The sequence below is a fragment of the Enterobacter sp. YSU genome (assembly GCF_016082135.1).
GTDB classification, from domain to species: Bacteria; Pseudomonadota; Gammaproteobacteria; order Enterobacterales; family Enterobacteriaceae; genus Enterobacter; species Enterobacter hormaechei_C.
This window is the reverse complement of record NZ_CP059487.1, coordinates 4,358,221-4,379,203: the sequence shown is the minus strand read 5'-3', so window position 1 is coordinate 4,379,203 and position 20,983 is coordinate 4,358,221. Positions and strand designations below refer to the sequence as shown.

Below are 20,983 nucleotides of genomic sequence, written 5' to 3'. Positions count from 1 at the left end.
CGTGAATACATATCAAATCACTTTGCCCTGGCCGCCGAGCAACAACCGGTATTACCGGCACAACCGCGGGCGTACGCATATTAGTGCTGATGGCGTCGCTTACCACTATGCGGTCGCCAGTGTCATTCGAAGCGCCCGGCTTAATATCCGGACGGCCGCACCACTCAAAATCCGAATTGAATGTCACATGCCCGACCGCCGGCGCCGCGATCTGGATAACCTGCAAAAAGCTGCATTCGACGCTTTAACTAAGGCGGGATTATGGCTGGATGATTGCCAGGTAGTCGACTATCGCGTTGTGAAGATGCCTGTCGTTATGGGCGGGAAATTAGAACTCACCATTACCGAGCTGGAGACCGCATGAATCTTGAAAATACCCTCAAATATCACTTCGCCAAATCGACAATGGTTAGCGACTCTCCGCGTGCTACGGCGTCAGACTCATTAACCGGCACGGATATCATGGCCGCTATGGGCATGACGCAGGAACGGGCCGCCATGGGTTACAGCGCCTTTCTCGGCAAGATGGGGATCAGCAACAACGACCGGGAGAGGGCGATCGAATTGCTGGCCCAGTACGCGCTGACCAAGTGCGACCGGGTTGCTGCACTTCGCAAACTGGATGCCAGGGTAAAGCCATTAGTGATGCACCAGCTGGCCACCTTCGCGTTTGAGGACTATTCCCGCAGCGCCGCCAGCGTGAAGCAGTGCGATGGCTGCAATGGGGAAGGGTTTATTGACGCTGAGGTATTCAGCATGAAGTCTCACACTCCGGCAAAAGAGAAGAAGTTCGTGAAGATGTCTTTGCACATGGGTGTCGAAGATGTGCGACCTTCTGAGTTCGAGATTCGCAGACAGGTCAGGGAGATAGCGCGCGTTCTGTGCCCTCAGTGTAAGGGCAAGAAGGTAGTAAGTTGTGCCTGTAGAGATTGCCATGGTCGCGGAAAAGCCATTAATCAGGTTCTTACTGAACAGCGGGGCGTTCCGATTTTAGCTGACTGCAAGCGTTGCGGCGGACGCGGGTATGAGCGAATTCCATCAACTGAGGCTTACGCTGCGGTGTGTCAGATAACGGATACAATCAGCCTGGATACCTGGAAGAAGTCTGTTAAGCCCTTTTACGATCAGCTAATCACCAAGTTTGACATCGAAGAGGCATGGGCCGATGCGCAGCTGAAGCAGATAACAAAATAGGGCGTTATTTTATCGTGAGCTATTTACTTTTCCCGAATCTGTGGTAATTTTGCTCCAACGATGGGTTATTGCCTTCGTTCAAAGCCCTGCGGTTAACCCCGTAGGGCTTTTTGCTTTATAGCAATTTAAGAATTACTAAAACCATACAACCCTGTAGTAACATCTAATTTCCCAGCCATACTGGTGGGAAAATGGAAAAGGGTATCTACTGGCTACAGCACAACGGCAGAATTCAGGTAGCCTACTACACCGATGGTGTAACCGATGACCTTGAAACGGGCCAGTTGATAACTGGTGTCTGGCATCTGACGCAGAGAGAGGACATTTGCCACAACGGAGAGGCAGAGGTGATTGAAGGCCTTCTGCCTGTACCATTTAAATGAATATATTCATCTGATTACGTGGCAGATTCTTCATACCGCACATATGCTTTTTAAGCATCCTGAGTAATGGATGTTTCTGAAAGCATTTTTGTGGTGGATCCCCCTAAGCGGAGGGGCGATTCAGCAGGACATTTCTCCAGAGTGTCCAACCAGCGCGCGGAAATGAATGCTGTGATCATTTCCACCGGGAGGCACCCGGCACCACTCCCTCAGTTATTGCCAACTTAGCTATTTATGCCTGCTTTTCCGAGCAGGCTTTTTTTTCATTTATTAATCATCCATTGACCAGATGAATGTTTCTTGTTTTAGTTTTGAATGTGGTGAATCCCATCTAAGCGATGGGGCGTCTGGTTAACTGCTATGTGCAGGTATGCACGCGACTTTGACGACCAGAGATAAGTCACCGGGAGGCACCCGGCGCTACATCCTCAAAAAAACGTTTTGTCGACCACCAGGTTCTGAATCGTCATATACACTTCTAAATGAAACAATTTAAGAGGTGAATTATGAAAGAGGGATATTATTGGATTAGACACAATGACTGTGTCCAGATCGCCTACTTTTCGCACGGTAAAACTGAAGATATGGTTACAGGAAAAATAATCAGAGGCGTCTGGCATCTAACTCGTGGCTACGATCTTTGCCATAACGGTGAAGCGGTCGTTCTGGAAGGCCCCATATCCCCACCTTTATGAACATAATTTGAAGAACACAGGCTGCCTCAGGGTGGCCTTTTTTATTTCCCCTCAAATTTACTGAGAGGATTCACAGCAATATGAGGGGGGGGGGCGATGTCCGATCCATTTTCCGGCACGGGGCTGGCCGGTTTAGCTTTGACTGGAGCCAGTGTCTACGGTCTATTGACCGGAACTGACTACGGTGTTGTTTTTGGTGCATTTGCGGGCGCCGTATTTTACATAGCGACAGCGGCTGACCTGAGTGTGTTACGTCGCCTGGCATACTTCTTCGTGTCGTATATCGTCGGCATTCTTTGTTCGGGGCTGTTGGGTTCAAAACTCACATCCTGGACGGGGTACACCGAGAAGCCTCTGGATGCTATCGGTGCCGTAGTAGCTTCTGCGTTAGCCGTTCAAATCCTTACGTTCCTGAACAAGCAGGACATCGGCTCGCTGGTGGCGCTGATAACGCGCCGGGGAGGTTCGGGTGGTACTAAATGACCCAACAGCAACTATCAACGCGCTGCTCTGCGCCGGTGTTGTGATTACTCTGATGTTTTATCGCCGTGGCGATTCGCGGCATCGGCCATGGATTTCGCGTTTAGCCTGGCTGATTACCGTCACATACAGCGCTGTACCGCTGGCGTACCTGTGTGGGATTTACCCGCATTCATCATGGGCCACCATTGCGGCAAACATCATATTCCTTTCCGTGCTGGTGGCCGTCAAAGGCAACGTTGCACGTCTGGTTGATCATCTGAGGCACTAATGAATCAAACACAATTTCAGAAGGCGGCTGGTATCAGCGCCGGGTTAGCTGCGCGCTGGTTTCCGCATATCGACGCCGCTATGAAGGAGTACGGCATAACCACACCGCATGATCAGGCGATGTTTATTGCCCAGATGGGGCACGAAAGCTCCAGATTTACCCGTGTGGTGGAAAATCTTAATTATGCGGCAGAAAACTTGGTGCCGACGTTCGGCAGCCACCGCATCACATCTCAGCAAGCCGCTGCACTTGGCAGAACGACAACGCAACCGGCAAACCAGAAAGCGATCGCTAATCTGGTATACGGTGGTGAGTGGGGAAAAGAACACCTGGGCAATCAGGTTGACGGTGATGGCTGGAAATATCGCGGTCGCGGGCTGAAACAGGTTACTGGTCTGAGTAACTATCGCAGTTGTGGCCAGGCGTTGAAACTGGACCTCGTTACCCACCCGGAGCTGCTTGAACAGGATGAATACGCCGCGCGCTCAGCCGCATGGTTCTATGCCTCCCGCGGTTGCCTTCTTCATTCCGGCGACGTTGAGCGCGTGACACTGTTAATCAATGGCGGCCGCAACGGGCTGGAAAAACGCCGTGCATTGTTTAACCTGGCGAAATCAGTTCTGGTATGAGGTGAGTGTGGGTATCGAGACAATAATCGGGCTGGCCGCACTGGTCATTTCCGCTATCGCCGGCGCTTTTGGTCTGGGCCATATTCGCGGCACCAGCAAAGCAGAAGCTAAAGCCGACCAGCAGCGAACCGAAGATAACGCAGCGGCAATGGTCGCAGCAGCCGAACGCAGGGTAGAAACAACGAAAGAGGCCAGCAATGTACATCAGACTGTTAATCATATGCCTGGCGACGATGTTGATCGCGAGCTGCGTAACGAATGGAAGCGTCCCGGTGGTGGTTGATACCGGTTGTGATTGGGTGAAGCCAATCTTCCTGACGGATCAAGACATCGACGTTCTGGACCGCCAGACGAAGAAAGACATCCTGGCGCATAACAAAGCATGGAAAGCAAATTGCGGGAAAAATTGAGCCTCATCCCTGAGGTTCGGACACAGTCTCTCCTCTGGACTTTAACCGTAGCAAATATTGAGGACTCCATAATACGAATGGACAATTCTTAGGGGGGAGATAATTAAATGGCAGGGAAAAGCTTGAACAAATCAGGGTGGCTCATCCTTGAGCACACGGGTAGTCCTGAACGACGACTTTATCTGACATAGCAAAGTCTGTGTAAGTGTCTAGAAAACAATGAGTATTTATCAAGGTGGGAAAGGAAAAAAAGTTCCTTCCGAAATGAAATCCTGCAATTCGGAAGGTAGACCAAATGGCCATCATTACAAGGAGCTTGGACTTTAAAGCAAAGCGTCAGATAAGTATCGGGCATAAGAAGAAATGTTTTAGTGCGTGATTTTTAATGGGGGATTAATAACTTGCGTGATAGTTTTTTGTCGCGATTTTGATAATTCAGTCATAGATTGCATAAAACTAAAATTTTGTACTAGATTCGTATTACACAGGTGAATCGATACTTTTGCTATTTGGCTGAATCCCCCTCTGCGGCGGGGCAAGCAGTCGCTGTTGCACGTAACGTTTGCGGATTTGTAGACTGTGGCAAATTCACCGGGAGGCACCCGGCATCTGAATGCAGAACTAAAGGAATAGATTAAACGTCGAGCTGAGTGTGAAGTGCTATTTTATTACTGCTAGACCCAGCCAGTTCTGTCCGAGCTGGCTTTTTTTTCAAAAAAAAGCCCTCTCAGGGAGGGCTACAGGATTTTCAGTTTCGTTGCTCTTTTTATTGATGTTCTCCGGAGTTGGCATTCTCCGCATCAGAGTCCTTAATAGCCTGGCAAACAGTCAGTATTCAACAAGCACAAGCGGTAAAGATTTGGATAATCCTTAGGTAATGATTTTGGATAGGAAGTAATTTCGAATAGTCTGGCTAACTATAGGGCTGACATAGCAGCTGCTAAAGTATAGAGTTGAGATGTCTTTATGGAATGAGGATTAACATGAAAGGTAAAATGATTATCGCTGTTATGGCTTTTGTTTCTTTCGGTGCTCTTGCCGACGAGGGGCAGTATCTTTCTGACTTCGCTAGTGCAAAAAGCACCTTTAAGAGCTACTCCGAGCTAATCAGCAAAAACAAGCTACCCGCATGGGTAAAGAGTGGCGGCACGAGCACACCATCAACCGAAGTTACAGTTGCAGGGAAAAAGTATATTGCTCTGTCTGGATGTAAACCTCATAGCTGTCCTGAACAAAATATCGCTGTTCTTTACTCACCTGATAATCGTGAAATCCATGGCGTTTTTTCTGATTTTAATGCAGAAAAAAATCGTGAGACATTGACCTGGCTAAACCTGGATCCGATTGATTCTGATGCTTTGAAAAATGCGCTTTTCAATCGCCTTTACGGTAATTGATACTCTCTAGCTTCAAACTGCATGTTAGCAGTTTGAAGCTAACAAACACTTAGCTCTTGACAATGAGCTTGCTGAAAAACGCTCTCACATCGCACTATCACTCCGTTTCACTTTGGCTATGAATGTCTCTGTAATGGAGAGGCCTTCTGCGAGTTCGGCATCTATTACTGATACGCCAAAATCCTTTATTAAATCAAGAAGTAATTCGTAGGTTTGGATGAGTTCAAGGATTTTGTATATGGCTTTTTGGTCGTGCCTGTTTGGCAACTGAGTAGCAGCAGATGATTGATGTACAATCCATTCGAGATTGGTTTTGATTCTCTCTACGTCATCGTAGCTATACATATGTCATGAGCTTAAATCCTCATTTCAAGATTTTTTTGAGAAAAATACTTCATTGCTTCAAATAATGAAGCTATGAGTGACGTTTAAAATTCATTCAATTTAGAGGTGACAATGGCTAAGCCGGACTGGGGCGAGCTGCAGAAGCGGTTCCTGTCTGATCACGCTGCTACTGGCATATCCCCTAAGGAATGGTGCGAGGCACATAACCTTAATTATGTAACTGCTCGCCGCTATATCAAGAAAGCTACTGCGCAAAATACAAAAATTTACGCGCAAAAGATAGCGCGCACTGCGCAGAAAGATAAAAGCGCAGATGAGCTGGTGGATATAAAGCTCAGTTCGAAGGTAAAGCGCTTCATTGCTGAATATCTGAAGGACAATAACGCCACAGCCGCCGCTGCACGTGCTGGTTATAGTGACCCAAACTACGGTCGTCAGCTTATAGCGAATCCTAACGTTGCGCAGGCTATTGCGCAGCAACAAAAAGCCTCCATTGCGCGCACGCTTGGCAGTGCCGATGAAGTCCTCGCGCAGATGTGGCAGCTTGCCACCTTCGATGCTAACCAACTCTCTCAGTATCGTCGTGGCGCGTGTCGTTACTGCTGGGGCTTCGGTCACCAGTATCCGGTGGACGCCTGACGCAGAACTCAACGATGAAGGATGTAAGCATCAGTGAGCGTGAAAGTACGTACACGTTCCCCGGAAGTCTCTGGCAGATATTTCCGTCAGGCCAGCGTAGTGGGGTGGGGCTGCTAATCAGCAACAGCACTGACTTCACCTCAATAACCAATGCCACGCATTCAGGGCAGTGTATCTGGAAGGGGACCGTCAATGTCCCCACAGGCGGCTGGGCAGTTCCCACGATAGCGGGGTACGACAAGTCCAAATATATTGTCTTTGGGCGCTGCAATAGCGGTAACACCGTCGATTTCGATGGCAACACGGTCAGGTTCTTCAGCCCTCCATCCACCAACGATGACGCTCCGACGACCGGCACGATAGATATTGTCATCTTCGCCAGTGGTGTGGCGCCGCAGCCGGGCACCGGGCTAAACATCTTCAATGCAGCCGGGGCTTGCACGTTTTCGACGACAAGGCGGCCTTTCGTTTACCTCAATCAACTCTGGACGCCTTCGAAAAATACCGTGAGCATCGGCAGCGGCTATGTTCCGCTGGGCAGATTCGGGCTGGTGGCTCACGAAGTAAATGGCATGTACGTGTATCGAATGTTCGGAATAAAAATACAGAACGGCAGTGCTTCAGTTCAGGGTGGGAAATATCTGGGGCGCGAGCGGTATGCAATTTTTGGTAATGACACGGTATCCGCGCTACAGTTCTGAAGCGTACGCACCTGACTGTCGGGGTTGGCATCGCGCAGACGAAAACCCTCGCCAAGCTGGCAAACCACGCCGCCAAGAAATGGCAGCGCCAGACGGGCGGGGTAGTGGACCTGTCCAATATTGACCGTCAGCGCAGATTGTTGGTTCTGGTACCCGTTGAGGACGTATGGGGCGTCGGCAGACGCATCAGTAAGAAACTGAACGCCATGGGCATCAAAACGGCTCTGGACCTCTCTGAACAAAGCACGTGGATTATCCGTAAACACTTTAACGTAGTACTCGAGCGAACGGTCCGAGAGTTGCGCGGCGAGCCATGCTTAGATCTGGAAGAGTTCGCACCAGCAAAGCAGGAAATTGTATGCAGCCGTTCATTCGGCGAACGCATTACCGAATACGAGCAGATGCGGCAGGCCATTTGCAGCTATGCTGCCCGTGGCGCTGAAAAGCTACGTGGTGAGCACCAGTATTGCCGCTTTATCTCTGCATTCGTTAAGACCTCTCCCTTTGCGCTTAACGAGCCATATTACGGTAACAGTGCGTCCATGAAGCTTCTCACCCCCACTCAGGATTCCCGAGACATCATCAACGCTGCGGTAAAGTGCCTGGACAAAATCTGGAAAGATGGTCACCGATATCAGAAAGCGGGCATCATGCTTGGGGATTTTTTCAGTCAGGGCGTTGCCCAGCTCAATTTGTTTGATGAGAACGCCCCACGCGCTGGAAGTGAAAGGTTGATGGAAGTGCTGGATCATTTGAATGCGAAAGATGGAAAGGGCACGCTCTATTTTGCCGGGCAGGGCGTACAGCAACAGTGGCAGATGAAGCGTGAAATGTTATCTCCACGCTACACCACAAGGTATTCAGACCTTCTTAGGATTCGATGATTTTGATTCTTAGGTCCGCTATGTGCCAAGAGCGGACGTTACTAACATTTATCTGCATCAATCTGTGGGGAGCAGGTCAGTGTATATCTTCTTTCAGTTGATTCAGGTATTACTGAGATAAACGCCACAGGCAGGTACGACTGGCAACATACTGAAGATATTTCCGGGAATACAGCGCTGCTGCCAGGCTCGAAGGCGACAATGGCTTTGACCTTGTCGTTTTTCATCGCTGTATAAGTGGGCGATGGGAAACCCGGATATGCCTGTCAGTTGTTTAAACAGACAGGCTTAAGAGACTTATAGCTCCGACGGCCAGTTCTCCAGTACGCGCTGGCGTACCTCTTCCGGATACCCCTGCTCAAACGAGGCATGCAGATGGCGGGTGGACTGCAGCGTATCAAACACCACTTTTGCCCCCTTACCTGCCACATACTCTTCTTCTTCATAACACTGCGGCAGGCGGATCACGCGCTGATCGTTAAACACCACGCGGCGGCCAACCGGATGTACGCGGGTTGAGAGCACCCACACCACTTCGCGCAGGTTGGTGGGATCAAAATCATCGTCTACCACGTAGACCTTCGGAATAAATACCATCGCGTCGGTCTTAAACAGCACCTCGCCGATGTGTTGCGCCAGAGCTTCGCTGCTGACGCCCGGCAGCAGCTCGCGCCAGTTCTGCGGCACCACCACCAGCAGCCAGTGGACGGTGGAATCTTCCGGGATCCAGGCCGTGACGATCGGCAGTTCCGCTTCACGCAGATACGTCAGGGCATCGGCGGCCAGTCCCATCGCCCAGAGCGTATGCGACTCGTCGGTCGGGCGGCCGGTGATCGACATCGGCCAGATCGGATCGTCCCGGTGGGTAATGGTCTCGACGTGGAAGGTTGGTTGGGCAGACGAGCCCTCGCCGAGATAGCCGCCATACTCACCGTAGGGCCCTTCCTGGCAATCGCGGGTGATGGAGACATGACCCTCAATCACGATCTCTGCCGTGGCTGGCACGTCCAGATCGATGCTGACCGCTTTCACCACCGGCACCGGCTCGCCCGCCAGGGTGCCAATGTAATCCGCCTCGTCGGCGTGGGCCGGGATCGGAATGCCGGACACGCAGGAGATCGCCGGAGCCGGGCCCTGCACCAGCGCGTAAGGCATCGGCTGGCCGAGCTTCACCCACTCGGTCCAGATCTGGCCGATATGCTGGCTCGGGACGATCAGTCCCACCATCCGCTTGCCGTCAACCTTCATTACGCGGGCGATAGACCAGTTCACCCATTTGCCGTCCGGCGTTTTAACAATCAGCGTGCCCCAGGTGTTGGCGTAGCGACCGCCGTCCTTGTCGTGGGCAAAGGGGAGCGGGAAGCGATCGAGGCTGGCCGCCTCGCCACGCAGGATATTCTGATGACACAGGGCGTCCGCAGAGGCCACCCGTACCGGGGGAATGCCGGGCTTATGGCGGGCCGCCGACAGCGCTTCGACGATCTGCGGCCCGGTTGATTCTGGAGCCAGGCCGAGCGACATCGCCACGCGGGCATAGGGTATCTCCTTGCGGGAGGAGAGGCTGGCCGGGGCACCGAACAGGCGGAAACCGGGAGCCACGCCAGCCACCTTATGGAACAGCGGGGCAGGGGACTGGATCTCATAGCTGCGACGGGTAATGGCGCTTGGCTCAAAATCACCGTCCACTTCGCGGGTCACGTGCATGATGTCGCCCATAGCGTCGAGGGCATCGATATAACTGCGTAAATCACCGTAATAGTTCATCAGGCTCTCCTTAAGCCGTGGGAGCGGAGTGAGGTTCACCCCAGCGTTTCGTTAAAGCGTTATCCAGGCCAAACTGATCAAGAATGCGCGATACAAAGTGGTTGATGATGTCGTCCGTGCTGGTGGGGTTGTTATAGAAGGCAGGCATCGGCGGCAGGATCATCGCCCCGGCGCGGGTCAGGGCGAGCATGTTCTCCAGGTGGATGGCGTTGAGCGGCGATTCCCGTGGCACCAGCACCAGCTTGCGCTGCTCTTTCAGGGTCACGTCGGCGGCGCGGGCAATCAGGCCATCGCCGTAGCCGCAGCGGATTGCGGCAAGGGTCTTCATGCTGCACGGCACGACGATCATGCCGTCGACGCGGAATGAGCCGCTGGAGATGGCGGCCGCCTGGTCGTGCTCGCTATAAGTCTTCGAGGCGAGGGCGACAACCTCCTGTACACTGTAGGGCGTTTCCAGTTGAATGGTGGCGCGCGCCCATTTGGAGATGATCAGATGCGTTTCGACGTCCAGATCTTTCAGCGCGGCCAGTAAACGAACGCCAATTGCAGCGCCTGTAGCGCCAGTCATGCCTACAACAAGCTTCATGCGAGTTCTCTGTAGCAATACTTTTAGGTATAGTTCGAGCTCAAACTGTTTGTGCTCGAACTATATGTTTGTCGTTTTCAGGAGTCAAGAGAGTCGATGGCAGAAAATCGCGACTTAGTCCTTGCCGCGCCCCTGTGGCCGCACGGCGATAGTTCATTAATGCATCTGATGCGCCGCGCAGGGCAGCACTCCACTATCTGCTGGAGCCAGTGCGTCGATACCGGGTTATCTGCCGTGCAGTACGCCATACTGGTAGTGCTGGCGGAAGAAACCACCTGCGACCAGCAAACGCTGGGGAACCGCGCCGGGTTTGATAAAGCCACCGGCACCTATGTGATCGATCGGATGACCAAAAGTGGGCTACTGAAGGTGCAGACCGATCCCGCCAACCGCCGCCGCAAGCTGGTCTCCATGACCGCAGAGGGCGAGGCGATGCTGGCACAGATGATTGAGCAGGCCAAAAGGGCCGAAAAGATGATCACCGCCGGTCTGAATACCCAGGATATCGCCGACCTGAAGCGTCTGCTGAGCAAGCTGGGGGGATTGCAGGAGCCTGATGAGCAAAGTGCCTGACAGCCACAGTGAGCCGAAGCCCGATCTGACGATCGGCTTTCTGCTGATGAAACACTTTACGCTGGCCTCGGTGGCGGGGCTGGTGGAGTCCCTGCGCTTTGCGGCGGATGAGTCCTTCTCCAGTCGGCAGATCTTTTGTCGCTGGGAGTGGATGACCTGTAATGACCAGCCGATTACCGCCAGCTGTGGCCTGCCGGTGTCGCCTAGTGCAAAGCTCGATTTCTCAAAAGAGTGGGATTACTTCGTGGTGGCGGGCGGGCTGCTGGAGGAGACCCGCCAGTCGCCGGAATGGCTGCTGCAGGCCCTGCGGGATCTGCACGCCCGCAATATTCCGATCATTACTCTCTGCAGCGGGGCCTTTGTCGCCGGTAACGCCGGGCTGCTGGACGGTCGCCACTGCGCGATCCACTTCACCACCCGGGATGAGTTCCGGCTGCGCTTCCCGAAAGCCATTCCGGTGATCGATAAAACCTACATTAAGGACGGCGGGATTATCTCCTGTCCGGGCGGCACGGCGATTGACCTGGCGGCGGATCTGATCCGCCAGCACTGCGGACTGGTGCGCTCGCAAAAGGTGCTGAAATATCTGTTGGTGGATGAGGTGTCCACGCCGAAAGCGAAGCACAAAACGCCGCTCGGTGAACCTGACGTCTACGAGAACCCGCTGGTCACGAAGGTGATTGAGTTTATGAAGCACCATCTCGATTCGCCGGTACCGCTGGCAGAGGTGGCGGAGTTTGCCGGAGTGACCTTCCGCCAGCTCAATCTGATCTTCACCCAGTGTACCGGTCATTCGGCGGCGGTGTACTGGCGGCGGATGCGTCTTGAGCAGGCGCGCAAGCTGATGGCCGACTCCAGCAACAGCATTAACGCCATCGCCACGGCCACCGGTTTTGCGGATGCCTCGCACCTGATCGCCTGGTTCCGTAAGCAGTACGGTGAAACCCCCAGTTCGTTCAGAAAGCGGCGCAGGGAAGTGGAAAAACTGGTGAAAGAGTAAAGGGCCACACGGCAAAAGTGCAGGCCCGGTTTTGTAGGCCGGGTAAGCGCAGCGCCACCCGGCGGCTGTTACAGCATATGACGCTTCGCCATCGGCATATTCGCTTTCTGCGACGGGGTGTCATCCAGCGAGGCCGCGTCGGCAAGGCTGCGGGCGTTGGTTTCCGGTGCCAGCCACCAGGAAACGGCCAGGCCCACAAAAGTGATCGCTGCGGCGATGTACATGGTGGTGCCGATCCCCAGACTCTGCAGCGAGGCGGGCACCAGCCAGGTCCCGACCGCGGCACCAATGCGCGACAGCGAGGTCCCCACGCCCACCGCACCGGCACGGATCTCCGTTGGGAAGATCTCGTTCGGGTAGACCAGCTGCAGCACCTGCGCCCCACCGATAAACAGCGCGTAGGCACCAAACATCAGCAGAATGATCATTGACGGGCCATCGCGCAGCAAGCCCAGCAGCAGCAGCGCCAGCCCCGACCAGAGGAAGCTTTGCAGCAGCAGTTTGCGGCGTCCAAGGGTGTTCACCAGTCGGGTGGCAATAATGCAGCCGACCACGAACAGCAGGGTAATGGCGACGGAACCGTAGGAGGCCCATTTGCCGCTCAGGTGCAGGGCGTCCAGCACTTTCGGCGCAAAGGCATACACCGCGAACACCGGGATCACCGAGCAGGTCCAGAAGATGGTCACGAACGCCATGCGTTTACCGTAACCTGAGTGCAGCAGGTTGAAGAAGGAGAGGTTTTTGCTTTCCGCCTGCTCCGGCAGTTTGTCCAGGCCAAAGTCAGGGCCATACACCTTGCGAATGATCGCTTCGGCTTCGGCATGACGGCCTTTGCTGATCAGCCAGCGCGGGGATTCCGGGGTGCCCAGACGCACCAGAAACAGCAGCGCACCAATGACCGCAGTGCTCGCCAGAGTCAGACGCCAGGCGTCCGGGCCGCCAAAGTGCAGCAGCGCTTCGCCGAGCATATAGGCTGCGGCGGCACCGGCAAACCACAGGATGGTGAGGGTGGCCAGGCACGGCCCGCGGTTTTTCTTCGGCAGAAACTCCACCAGGAAGGCGGTCGCCACCGGGTACTCAATGCCCACCGCCACGCCGTTTAAAAAGCGCAGGGCAAACAGCATCTCGCCGCTTTGTACCCAGTATTGCGCCACGGAGCAGACCACAAACAGCGTCGGGCCGACGAAATAGAGCATCCGTCTGCCCAGCCGGTCGGTGAGGGCACCGCCGATAAAGCCGCCAAAGAAGATGCCGATCAGCGCCGAAGCGGCAATCAGGCCCTCCCAGAAGGCGGTCAGTCCCAGGGCGGGGGAGACCTTCATCATGGCTATGCCGATAATGCTCAGCACATAACCATCGACGAAGGAGCCGCCACCGGAGCGAACGGTCAGCAGACGGTGAAAGCGATTGAGGGGGACGTCTTCAACAGAAACGGTATTTGACATGGTAACTCCTGTCTTTCCCCGATATCGTTGAATTAATGGGTCACAGCAGGAATAAACATCATTAGCGATGAATGTTTCTTCAGGCCGAGCGAAACCGCTTTCCATTAATCATCGATTACGGAATAAATATAGGTCTAAGTAGGTTCAAGCGTTAAATAAGAGCGTGCGTTATTTCACGTAATTCATGGCAAATACTCCTCCGCTGCAGGATGGTCGGATAAGATGTTATTTATATTTATTATGTTGTTACTGTGTCTGTTATTTTAAGACGCTTCGTCAGATAATCTTTTTACGGCAACCGTGCGCGTCGACCACCAGCAGATCAGCGATCCGAGGCTGACCATCGCCGTGCCCTGCCAGAAGGCCAGGGTCAGGTGCGAATCCAGCATAAAGGCAGCCAGCACCGCTGAGATGATAGGAATAAAGTACGACGCCGCCGCCAGCACCGTAACGTTGCCGTGCAGGATCCCGACGTTCCAGGCGGCATAGCCAAAGCCCATCGCCATTGCCGCCAGCATCAGGCTGATCCATGCGTGCCACGACAGAGTAAATTCCGGCTGGGGCGAGGTGTGATATTTCACCCACAGCGTCAGCGCCGTTAAGATAAAGAACAAGGTGATACCGTTATTTCCCTGAGCGATACGCTGGGTGACTACGCAATAAATAGCCCAGATCACCGCCCCGCTGAATGCCAGCCCGTAACTTAACGGATTATCCATAACGTTGTTCATCATCTCCGTCAGCGAAAATCCACCATCGCCGCCTAATACCCGGCCTATTCCGACGATGGCTAAAATCACCCCGGGAATAATTAACGGACTGGTTTTCTGCCGGTTAACGATCACCGCCAGTAAAATGGTCATGCTCGGCCAGAGATAATTCACCATCCCCACTTCAATCGCCTGACGACCGGTATGGGTAAAGCCCAGCGACAGCGACAGGCACAGCTCATAGCAAACGAACAGCACGCTGCCGATGATGAGATAGCTCAGCGGGAACTTTTGGATCTTCGGAAAGCCGATGGTAAACAGCAGCAGCACCGCGCTACAGGAATAGATCAACGCCGCCCCGCCCACCGGGCCAAAGCCTTCGCTCACGCTTTTGATCAGGCCGACAATCGCGCTCCAGAGCAGGATGGCGATCAGGCCAATGAGTGTCGCTTTCTTATGGGGCATATCCTGTACCTCTGTTTACATTCTGGTCACAACCCGGGCTTCCGGAGCGCCGCTTTGTTAAATTCTGGTTAACTGCAGCATTAAAACTATGCCGCCGGAAAGGTGCTGTAAATACGTATCAGCGGGTGATAATTCGGGAATGTGATCGCTATCGGAAATCATATAGAAAATTACTACGATAAAATAATGCATTTATTTTATTGATTTTTAATGTTTAAATTTTTCATGTTTGTCAAAATCTTCTGTTAATACGTATTTATGTTGTATTTTTCTTGTATACAAAAAATATTCACTCGTTGACCTTTTACCTCCCCCTGTGCAAATTTTTAACAAACGCAGTGCATCAGGCTTGCGTAGCAGACTGTGATGGTCGTGAATTCCCCCTGGAGGTTATCGTGTTGACATTTGAAGGTATCTACACCCCGGCAATTACCCCTTACGCAGCCGATGGCAGCATTGATTTTGCGCGCTTTTCCGACGTGCTGGAGTCGCTGATCGAGGCCCGCGTTCACGGCATCATCATCGGTGGCTCTACCGGCGAATACTACGCCCAGAGCCCGGAAGAGCGTAAAGCGCTGGTAGAACACGCCCGCCAGGTGATTGGCTCCCGCCTGCCGCTGATTGTCGGCACCGGCGCAATCCGTACTGAAGATGCGGTGGACTACGCCAGACATGCCCGTGAGCATAAAGCCGATGCTATCCTGGTAACCTCGCCGCCGTACGCCCTGCCGACCGAGCTGGAAAACGCCCATCACGCGCTAGCCGTGGATAAAGCCGCCCAGCTGCCGATCATGCTCTACAACTACCCGGGCCGCATGGGCATCACCATGGGCGAGACCTACTTCCGCGAAGTGAGCCGCTCGTCGAACGTGGTCGCCATCAAAGAGAGCTCCGGCGATTTCAACAATCTGCACCTGCTGGCCTGCAAGTTCCCGAACATTGCGCTCTCCTGCGGCTGGGACGATCAGGCTCTCGAGTTCTTCGCCTGGGGCGCGCAAAGCTGGGTCTGCGCCGGTTCCAACTTTATTCCGCGTGAGCACGTGGCGCTGTATGAAGCCTGCGTGGTGGAGAAAGACTTTGCCAAAGGCCGCAAGATCATGGCTGCGATGATGCCGCTGATGAACTACCTCGACGGCGGCAAGTTCGTGCAGTCGATCCGTTACGGCTGCGAGCTGAACGGTCTGACCTCCGGCACGGTGCGTGCGCCGCTGCAGGATCTGAATGATGAAGAGAAAGCGCAGCTGAAAGCGGTGATTGCCGATGTGAAACGCAACGTCGCTGCGGCGCTGTAAGGAGGCGATATGAGTCAGCTGCATACCCTGGATGACGTAACGGCCATCGCCCGGGAGCTCTCCCTGGCGAGCCAGGCCTTTATCAACGGGCGCTTCGTGGCCGCGCGCTCCGGCAAGACCCTGGCGACCACCAACCCAGCCACCGGGGAGACGATTGGCCACATCGCCGCCTGCGACGTCACCGACGTCAACGCGGCGGTGGCGGGGGCGCGCAGCGCGTTCGAGGCCGGAGGCTGGAGCAAGCGGGCACCGGGCGAACGTAAAGCTGTGCTGCTGAAACTGGCGGCGCTGATGGCGCAGGAGATCGACCAGCTGGCGGTGCTGGAGAGCCTCGACAGCGGCAAACCGGTCAGCGAATGCCTGGCGGTGGACGTGCCCGAAACCATCCACGTGCTCAAGTGGCACGCCGAAGCCATCGACAAACTCTACGACCACACCGCCCCGGTCGGTAACGGTGCGATGGCGCTGGTGGTGCGCGAGCCGATTGGTGTGGTGGGCTGCGTCCTGCCGTGGAACTTCCCGCTGCTGATGCTGGCCTGGAAAATTGGCCCGGCGCTGGCGGCTGGCTGCTCGGTCATCGTCAAACCGGCGGAGCAGACCTCGCTCACCGCGCTGCGCGTCGCAGAACTGGCCTTTGAGGCAGGCATCCCGGCGGGCGTGCTGAATATCGTCACCGGCACCGGCAAAGCCGTCGGAGAGCCGATTGGCCTGCACCCGGATATCGACATGGTGAGCTTTACCGGCTCCACCGCTACCGGACGGCGCTTCCTGCACTATGCGGCAGAGTCCAACCTCAAGAAGGTGGTGCTGGAGTGCGGCGGTAAAAACCCGGCTGTCGTCTTTGACGATGCGGGGGATCTGGCGGCCGTGGCTGGCCACGTGCTGAACGGCGCATTCTGGAATATGGGCGAGAACTGTTCAGCCACCTCGCGCCTGCTGGTGCAGGAAAATGTCAAAGAGGCGCTGCTGGCCGAGATGGCAAAACAGATCGGCGACTGGCCGATGGGCAATCCGCTCGATCCCAACAACCGACTGGGGGCGATGGTCTCGACGGAGCATTTCAGCAAGGTGAGTGGCTATCTCGACACCGCCCGCCAGGAGGGGCTGCGGATGGTGCAGGGCGGCGATACTGAGCAGGGCGTTTATGTCCAGCCGACCATTATCGACGGCGTGACGCCGGAGAGCGCGCTGTTCCGGGAGGAGATCTTCGGCCCGGTGCTGTGCGTCACCACCTTTAAAACCGAAGCCGAGGCCATTGCGCTGGCCAACGATACAGAATACGGTCTGGCCGCGTCGGTCTACACCAGCAGGCTGAACCGGGCCATTCGCGTCTCGCGCGCCATTCGTGCCGGTACGGTGACGGTGAACTGCTTCGGGGAAGGTGACGCCACCACGCCGTTTGGTGGCTACAAGCAGTCGGGCTTTGGCGGGCGCGATAAATCTGTCTTCGCCCTCGACCAGTACACTGAACTGAAGACCCTGTGGATTGATCTCTCTGAAGACGACGCCTGAAGCCGTTTTTAACGGTCTGGAAGAGAGAATCCATTTCTATTTCTGTCTTCTGGTGGCGGTTGGCCTGTCGAGAAAGCAGGGACGCATTGGCTCAAACCGCCAGAAAAATGCCTTTATCATGAAGTGGCTAAAAAATGCCGGGCAAATGCGGTCATTTCGCCACGTTGCCGGCAGTGAAATTGTCTGGCTGCGTGGGGAGATCCTGCGCCATCCCCCGGACCGGGATCCGGAGCCCCTCCTGAGGCTGATCTATCAGACTGCCAGCGAGATGCGCAGAGCATGATTGCTGTGGCTGATAATTTTGCTGTTGCACATCTTTATCTGTAGGTTAAGCAACATCATAGTTAAGCATCACAGGTCGATTTTCAGGAGGCGGCAATGAGAACGGGAAAGGTAGCGCTGTATGAGGATCTCAAACGACATATTCTCACCATGGAGCTGGATCCGGACGAGCTGCTGGATGAAGCCGCGCTGACCGCGCAGTACGGTCTCTCCCGTACGCCGGTGCGTGAAGTATTCCAGCGCCTGGCGGGGGAAGGGTATCTTGAGATTGTGGAAAAACGCGGCGTACGGGTGATCCCGATGAGCCACTCGACGCTGCGTAATTTCTTCCTGGTGGCACCGATGATCTATGCCGCCACCGGACGCCTTGCGGTGCAGCATTACAAACCGGCGCAGCTTAAGGCGCTGAAAGAGACCCAGAAACGCTTTCGTAAGGCGGTGCAAACCCGCGATGCCGAAGCGCTGGCGCTGGAGAACAACCGTTTTCACGAGATCATGGGCGAGATGGCGGCCAACCCTTATCTGCAGCCGAGCCTGGGGCGTTTGCTGATCGACCACTGTCGCATCGGACATACCTTCTTCCGGCCGCAAAACGAGGACATGGAGCGCCGTTTACAGCTGGCTGCGGATCATCACGATGCCTTTATCGCTGCCATCGAGGCGCGTGACGAACAGGCGGTGGTCGATCTGGTGTTTGAGCACTGGGAACTGTCGCGGGAAAACATGGAGATCTTTATCGCGCCCCAGGGGCTGAAAGCCGATAACTTCGCCCCTTTCCCGGAGGGGGATAACCGCTGATCGCATCTCGCTAAGGCCTGCTGGCACCCGCTGACAGGCCTCCTTTCCCCATTCGTATTTCTTCTCTGACGCCCGCTGCGCCGGGCTTTGTATGCCTTTTTTATCATTCTCGCAACTATTTTTATACTTGATGTATACATGAGATATACATCACATACACATTTTCTCGGGATGGCTAACATTGATTCAACGCTACTTACCGGAGTAACCCACGTGCAAAAGATCACTTCTCTACCTGCTGACGACGCCCTGCCGGGTTGGTATCACACCAGTCAACCGCGTACCCCGCGTCCTGCTCACGTCGGGCAAAAGCATGCCCGCTGGGCGATAGTCGGAGCCGGATTAACCGGGCTGGCCGCGGCCCGCCAGCTGGCGCTAAACTTCCCGGATGATGAAGTGGTGCTGGTTGAGGCGCAGGACGTGGGCTACGGCTCCTCCGGGCGCAACGCCGGTTTCGCCATTGATGTCCCGCACGATATCGGGGCGAAGGACTATATCGGTGATGTCACCACCGCGAATCTGATCCTCAAGCTCAACACCCTCGGGCAGAACTACCTGCGTGATATTGTGAAGGAGCACGGCATTGAATGTCAGATGAGCGATTCCGGCAAATATCAGGCCGCGGTGGGGGAAAAGGGGATCGCCATTCTCGAGGCTTACCGCAGCGGGTTGGAAAAAATTGGCCGTCACGCGGAGATGATCCCCGGGAAGGATCTGCCGGACCATATCGGCACCTCATACTACCAGCAGGCGCTCTACATTCCGGGCACCATTCTGCTCCAGCCCTCGGCGCTGGTGAAAGGACTGGCGGACAGCCTGCCCTCTAACGTGACCCTGTATGAAAATACGCCGATCACGTCCATCGACTATGGCGACAAAGTGACGCTGGTGCATGACCACGGCAGCATCACCGCCGACACGCTGATCCTGGCGAACAACGCCTTTGCTGCGCACTTTGGTTTTCTGCGCGGTCGCCTGCTGCCGACCTTCCTCTATGGCAGCCTGACCCGTCCGTTGACCTCCGAAGAGCAGGCGCAGCTTGGCGGTAAGCCGGTGTGGGGCGTTATTCCGGCGCATCCGTTTGGCAGCACCGTGCGCCGCACGGTTGATAATCGCATCCTGATGCGCAACAGCTTTAGCTTCCATCCCGACGGTCGCCCGCGTGAAAAACAGCTGAAGCACAATATTGAGACCCATCGTAAATCGTTCGAGCGCCGCTTCCCGATGCTGAATAAGGTTGATTTCGAATACTCCTGGAGCGGGGCCATCTGCCTGTCAGACAATCACGAAGGCTTCTTCGGCCAGCTGGCACCAAACGTCTATGGCGCGCTGTGTTGTAACGGTCTGGGGATCACCCGCGGTACCGCCACCGGCAAACTGCTGGCGGATATGATCGCCGGGGAGCGCAACGAGCTGATCGATTTCCTAGTGGCCTCGCCGGGCCCGAACAGAACCCCGCCGGAGCCGTTCCTGTCAATTGGGGTGAACTCGGTGCTGAAGTGGGGCCAGTTCCGCGCCGGACTGGAGGTATAGCATTCCGTGAAAACGCCTGATGGCGCTCTTACTGAATGCCTTATAGCCCAATATCGCTAAGATTCGGGTGATCGCTAGACGTCTACCTAGCGGCCAGTGATAGAGTTGCTCGGATTCCTTGCTTGGCGTGCAGCTTGTTATAAGGCTGTTTGTGTGATTCAGTGGCTTCGATCTAATTGTCCTGTAACTGTGCCCATAACAATTCTGCACCTGACAAACCACATCACCACGAGTTTGTTAAATATGTTTTACCGACGCCGGACGCCGATTGGCCTGAATGGCCCTGCGACCGCTGGGCATACCATTGGTGCCGGCATCGTACTGGTAACGACAATAGTAGAGCGTTTGAGCAGTTGCCTGACCTCACGCCGGGAGACTGGATTAACTGACCGCTGACAAAATGCGTGACAATGACAGTCCGTTTTGTGCCAAAAGCGGACGTCATGATGTTTATTCAGCGAACGCCAGTTGAACGTTTCATAATGATATCTCTCTGCGGATCTGACCCAACCTGGAAGATATGCTCACCCACCTCGGTAAACCCAAGCTTATGATAAAAAGAAATTGCCCTTGGGTTATGTTCCCAGACGCCTAACCAGACAACATCCGATCCCTTTGCCTCAAATTCAGCAAAGCACATCCGCATAAGTTCTTGCGCAAATCCTCTACCATGATAGGGAGCATCAACATATAGACACAGGATTTCCCCGGCGTGAATGCTATTGACACAGGGAGGAAACTCTTCCCACCTCAGTTGGGCATACCCAATCAATTTGCTCTCGTGTTCACAGACTAATGTAACCCAGTCTTGTCTGAGGATCTCTTTCAACTGGATATGTGTTGAATAGCTTGCCTGGCAGTGAAGTTTCATATCCTCCTGAGTATTCCCATCCTGGAAAGTCTTTCTGAAGGTTCGTTCAGCTAAAATGGCAAGCTCTTCTGCATCAGAGGTATTTGCCCTGCGGATCAACATTTGTCTTTGCTTTCTGAAAAGT

21 protein-coding genes and 2 pseudogenes are annotated in these 20,983 nt (G+C 54.5%); 18 read left to right on the top strand and 5 right to left on the bottom strand.

Going from position 1 to position 20,983, the window contains the following annotated elements; translation table 11 throughout:
• Window position 1 precedes the first annotated feature (1 nt).
• The 11 genes and pseudogenes from rusA to umuC form a co-directional block, all read left to right on the top strand.
• Window positions 2-364 carry a crossover junction endodeoxyribonuclease RusA gene (gene rusA, locus H2Z33_RS20950; RefSeq protein WP_058689406.1) on the top strand — a complete coding sequence of 121 codons (363 nt, stop codon included), beginning with the start codon at window positions 2-4 and terminating at the stop codon, window positions 362-364.
• A complete protein-coding gene (locus tag H2Z33_RS20945) occupies window positions 361-1,194 on the top strand; it encodes an antitermination protein (protein WP_058689332.1) in 834 nt (277 codons plus the stop codon). The genes rusA and H2Z33_RS20945 overlap by 4 nt, the downstream gene beginning before the upstream one ends.
• A 191-nt stretch (window positions 1,195-1,385) precedes the next feature.
• Window positions 1,386-1,577: a hypothetical protein gene (locus tag H2Z33_RS20940; protein WP_058689333.1), complete on the top strand. Its 192-nt coding sequence runs from the start codon at window positions 1,386-1,388 to the stop codon at window positions 1,575-1,577.
• Window positions 1,578-2,368: 791 nt separating this feature from the next.
• Window positions 2,369-2,755: a phage holin family protein gene (locus H2Z33_RS20935; RefSeq protein WP_058689334.1), complete on the top strand. Its 387-nt coding sequence runs from the start codon at window positions 2,369-2,371 to the stop codon at window positions 2,753-2,755.
• Window positions 2,742-3,023 carry a phage holin family protein gene (locus tag H2Z33_RS20930; protein ID WP_022651286.1) on the top strand — a complete coding sequence of 94 codons (282 nt, stop codon included), beginning with the start codon at window positions 2,742-2,744 and terminating at the stop codon, window positions 3,021-3,023. The genes H2Z33_RS20935 and H2Z33_RS20930 overlap by 14 nt, the downstream gene beginning before the upstream one ends.
• A complete protein-coding gene (locus H2Z33_RS20925; RefSeq protein WP_058689335.1) occupies window positions 3,023-3,652 on the top strand; it encodes a glycoside hydrolase family 19 protein in 630 nt (209 codons plus the stop codon). The genes H2Z33_RS20930 and H2Z33_RS20925 overlap by 1 nt, the downstream gene beginning before the upstream one ends.
• Window positions 3,653-3,659: 7 nt before the next feature.
• The gene (locus H2Z33_RS20920) at window positions 3,660-3,935 is read left to right on the top strand and encodes a hypothetical protein (protein WP_058689407.1); all 276 of its coding nucleotides are present in this window, start codon (window positions 3,660-3,662) and stop codon (window positions 3,933-3,935) included.
• Between the two features lie 1,110 nt (window positions 3,936-5,045).
• Complete coding sequence (locus H2Z33_RS20915; RefSeq protein WP_063135100.1) at window positions 5,046-5,459, top strand: Ivy family c-type lysozyme inhibitor; 414 nt, start codon at window positions 5,046-5,048, stop codon at window positions 5,457-5,459.
• Between the two features lie 456 nt (window positions 5,460-5,915).
• Window positions 5,916-6,428, top strand: a pseudogene (locus H2Z33_RS20910) (terminase small subunit); the annotation flags it as partial.
• 29 nt (window positions 6,429-6,457) lie between these two features.
• The gene (locus H2Z33_RS20905) at window positions 6,458-7,144 is read left to right on the top strand and encodes a DUF6453 family protein (RefSeq protein ID WP_232350968.1); all 687 of its coding nucleotides are present in this window, start codon (window positions 6,458-6,460) and stop codon (window positions 7,142-7,144) included.
• A pseudogene (gene umuC, locus H2Z33_RS20900) lies at window positions 7,126-8,028 on the top strand (translesion error-prone DNA polymerase V subunit UmuC); the annotation flags it as partial. The gene H2Z33_RS20905 and the pseudogene umuC, both read left to right, overlap by 19 nt.
• Window positions 8,029-8,325: 297 nt before the next feature.
• Here the strand turns inward: umuC and H2Z33_RS20895 are convergent.
• Both H2Z33_RS20895 and H2Z33_RS20890 read right to left on the bottom strand, forming a co-directional pair.
• A complete protein-coding gene (locus H2Z33_RS20895; protein ID WP_063135101.1) occupies window positions 8,326-9,792 on the bottom strand; it encodes a UbiD family decarboxylase in 1,467 nt (488 codons plus the stop codon).
• Window positions 9,793-9,802: 10 nt separating this feature from the next.
• On the bottom strand, window positions 9,803-10,378 hold the full coding sequence (locus tag H2Z33_RS20890) for a UbiX family flavin prenyltransferase (protein WP_047637532.1): 576 nt from the start codon (window positions 10,376-10,378) through the stop codon (window positions 9,803-9,805).
• A gap of 96 nt (window positions 10,379-10,474) precedes the next feature.
• On the opposite strand from H2Z33_RS20890, the gene H2Z33_RS20885 reads away from it, so the two are divergent.
• Both H2Z33_RS20885 and H2Z33_RS20880 read left to right on the top strand, forming a co-directional pair.
• Window positions 10,475-10,951, top strand: coding sequence for a MarR family winged helix-turn-helix transcriptional regulator (locus H2Z33_RS20885; protein WP_063135102.1), 477 nt, complete (start codon window positions 10,475-10,477; stop codon window positions 10,949-10,951).
• Window positions 10,935-11,951 carry a GlxA family transcriptional regulator gene (locus H2Z33_RS20880; protein WP_063135103.1) on the top strand — a complete coding sequence of 339 codons (1,017 nt, stop codon included), beginning with the start codon at window positions 10,935-10,937 and terminating at the stop codon, window positions 11,949-11,951. Before H2Z33_RS20885 ends, H2Z33_RS20880 begins: the two co-directional genes overlap by 17 nt.
• Window positions 11,952-12,019: 68 nt before the next feature.
• On the opposite strand, the gene H2Z33_RS20875 is transcribed toward H2Z33_RS20880, so the two are convergent.
• Both H2Z33_RS20875 and yddG read right to left on the bottom strand, forming a co-directional pair.
• Window positions 12,020-13,396 carry an MFS transporter gene (locus H2Z33_RS20875; RefSeq protein WP_047063298.1) on the bottom strand — a complete coding sequence of 459 codons (1,377 nt, stop codon included), beginning with the start codon at window positions 13,394-13,396 and terminating at the stop codon, window positions 12,020-12,022.
• A 263-nt stretch (window positions 13,397-13,659) separates the two neighbouring features.
• Window positions 13,660-14,571, bottom strand: a complete 912-nt coding sequence (yddG, locus tag H2Z33_RS20870) for an aromatic amino acid DMT transporter YddG (RefSeq protein WP_063135105.1) — start codon at window positions 14,569-14,571, stop codon at window positions 13,660-13,662.
• A 395-nt stretch (window positions 14,572-14,966) separates the two neighbouring features.
• On the opposite strand from yddG, the gene H2Z33_RS20865 reads away from it, so the two are divergent.
• The 5 genes from H2Z33_RS20865 (at window position 14,967) to H2Z33_RS20845 (ending at window position 19,988) form a co-directional block, all read left to right on the top strand.
• Window positions 14,967-15,863 carry a dihydrodipicolinate synthase family protein gene (locus H2Z33_RS20865; protein WP_114503531.1) on the top strand — a complete coding sequence of 299 codons (897 nt, stop codon included), beginning with the start codon at window positions 14,967-14,969 and terminating at the stop codon, window positions 15,861-15,863.
• Between the two features lie 9 nt (window positions 15,864-15,872).
• Window positions 15,873-17,375 carry an aldehyde dehydrogenase gene (locus H2Z33_RS20860; protein ID WP_063135106.1) on the top strand — a complete coding sequence of 501 codons (1,503 nt, stop codon included), beginning with the start codon at window positions 15,873-15,875 and terminating at the stop codon, window positions 17,373-17,375.
• On the top strand, window positions 17,350-17,658 hold the full coding sequence (locus tag H2Z33_RS20855; protein ID WP_225561461.1) for a hypothetical protein: 309 nt from the start codon (window positions 17,350-17,352) through the stop codon (window positions 17,656-17,658). Before H2Z33_RS20860 ends, H2Z33_RS20855 begins: the two co-directional genes overlap by 26 nt.
• 95 nt (window positions 17,659-17,753) lie before the next feature.
• Window positions 17,754-18,455, top strand: coding sequence for a GntR family transcriptional regulator (locus H2Z33_RS20850; RefSeq protein WP_032707853.1), 702 nt, complete (start codon window positions 17,754-17,756; stop codon window positions 18,453-18,455).
• Between the two features lie 213 nt (window positions 18,456-18,668).
• Window positions 18,669-19,988: an NAD(P)/FAD-dependent oxidoreductase gene (locus tag H2Z33_RS20845; RefSeq protein WP_063135107.1), complete on the top strand. Its 1,320-nt coding sequence runs from the start codon at window positions 18,669-18,671 to the stop codon at window positions 19,986-19,988.
• 454 nt (window positions 19,989-20,442) lie between these two features.
• Here the strand turns inward: H2Z33_RS20845 and H2Z33_RS20840 are convergent, their stop codons facing one another.
• A complete protein-coding gene (locus H2Z33_RS20840) occupies window positions 20,443-20,961 on the bottom strand; it encodes a GNAT family N-acetyltransferase (protein ID WP_063135108.1) in 519 nt (172 codons plus the stop codon).
• Between the last annotated feature and the right edge of the window lie 22 nt (window positions 20,962-20,983).

Coding starts and splice junctions, on each gene's coding strand:
- H2Z33_RS20895 (WP_063135101.1), bottom strand. CDS start 9,792: ATGAACTATTACGGTGATTTACGCAGTTATATCGATGCCCTCGACGCT.
- H2Z33_RS20880 (WP_063135103.1), top strand. CDS start 10,935: ATGAGCAAAGTGCCTGACAGCCACAGTGAGCCGAAGCCCGATCTGACG.
- H2Z33_RS20875 (WP_047063298.1), bottom strand. CDS start 13,396: ATGTCAAATACCGTTTCTGTTGAAGACGTCCCCCTCAATCGCTTTCAC.
- H2Z33_RS20940 (WP_058689333.1), top strand. CDS start 1,386: ATGGAAAAGGGTATCTACTGGCTACAGCACAACGGCAGAATTCAGGTA.
- H2Z33_RS20890 (WP_047637532.1), bottom strand. CDS start 10,378: ATGAAGCTTGTTGTAGGCATGACTGGCGCTACAGGCGCTGCAATTGGC.
- H2Z33_RS20905 (WP_232350968.1), top strand. CDS start 6,458: ATGAAGGATGTAAGCATCAGTGAGCGTGAAAGTACGTACACGTTCCCC.
- H2Z33_RS20885 (WP_063135102.1), top strand. CDS start 10,475: ATGGCAGAAAATCGCGACTTAGTCCTTGCCGCGCCCCTGTGGCCGCAC.
- H2Z33_RS20840 (WP_063135108.1), bottom strand. CDS start 20,961: ATGTTGATCCGCAGGGCAAATACCTCTGATGCAGAAGAGCTTGCCATT.
- H2Z33_RS20850 (WP_032707853.1), top strand. CDS start 17,754: ATGAGAACGGGAAAGGTAGCGCTGTATGAGGATCTCAAACGACATATT.
- H2Z33_RS20860 (WP_063135106.1), top strand. CDS start 15,873: ATGAGTCAGCTGCATACCCTGGATGACGTAACGGCCATCGCCCGGGAG.
- H2Z33_RS20945 (WP_058689332.1), top strand. CDS start 361: ATGAATCTTGAAAATACCCTCAAATATCACTTCGCCAAATCGACAATG.
- yddG (WP_063135105.1), bottom strand. CDS start 14,571: ATGCCCCATAAGAAAGCGACACTCATTGGCCTGATCGCCATCCTGCTC.
- H2Z33_RS20915 (WP_063135100.1), top strand. CDS start 5,046: ATGAAAGGTAAAATGATTATCGCTGTTATGGCTTTTGTTTCTTTCGGT.
- H2Z33_RS20935 (WP_058689334.1), top strand. CDS start 2,369: ATGTCCGATCCATTTTCCGGCACGGGGCTGGCCGGTTTAGCTTTGACT.
- H2Z33_RS20925 (WP_058689335.1), top strand. CDS start 3,023: ATGAATCAAACACAATTTCAGAAGGCGGCTGGTATCAGCGCCGGGTTA.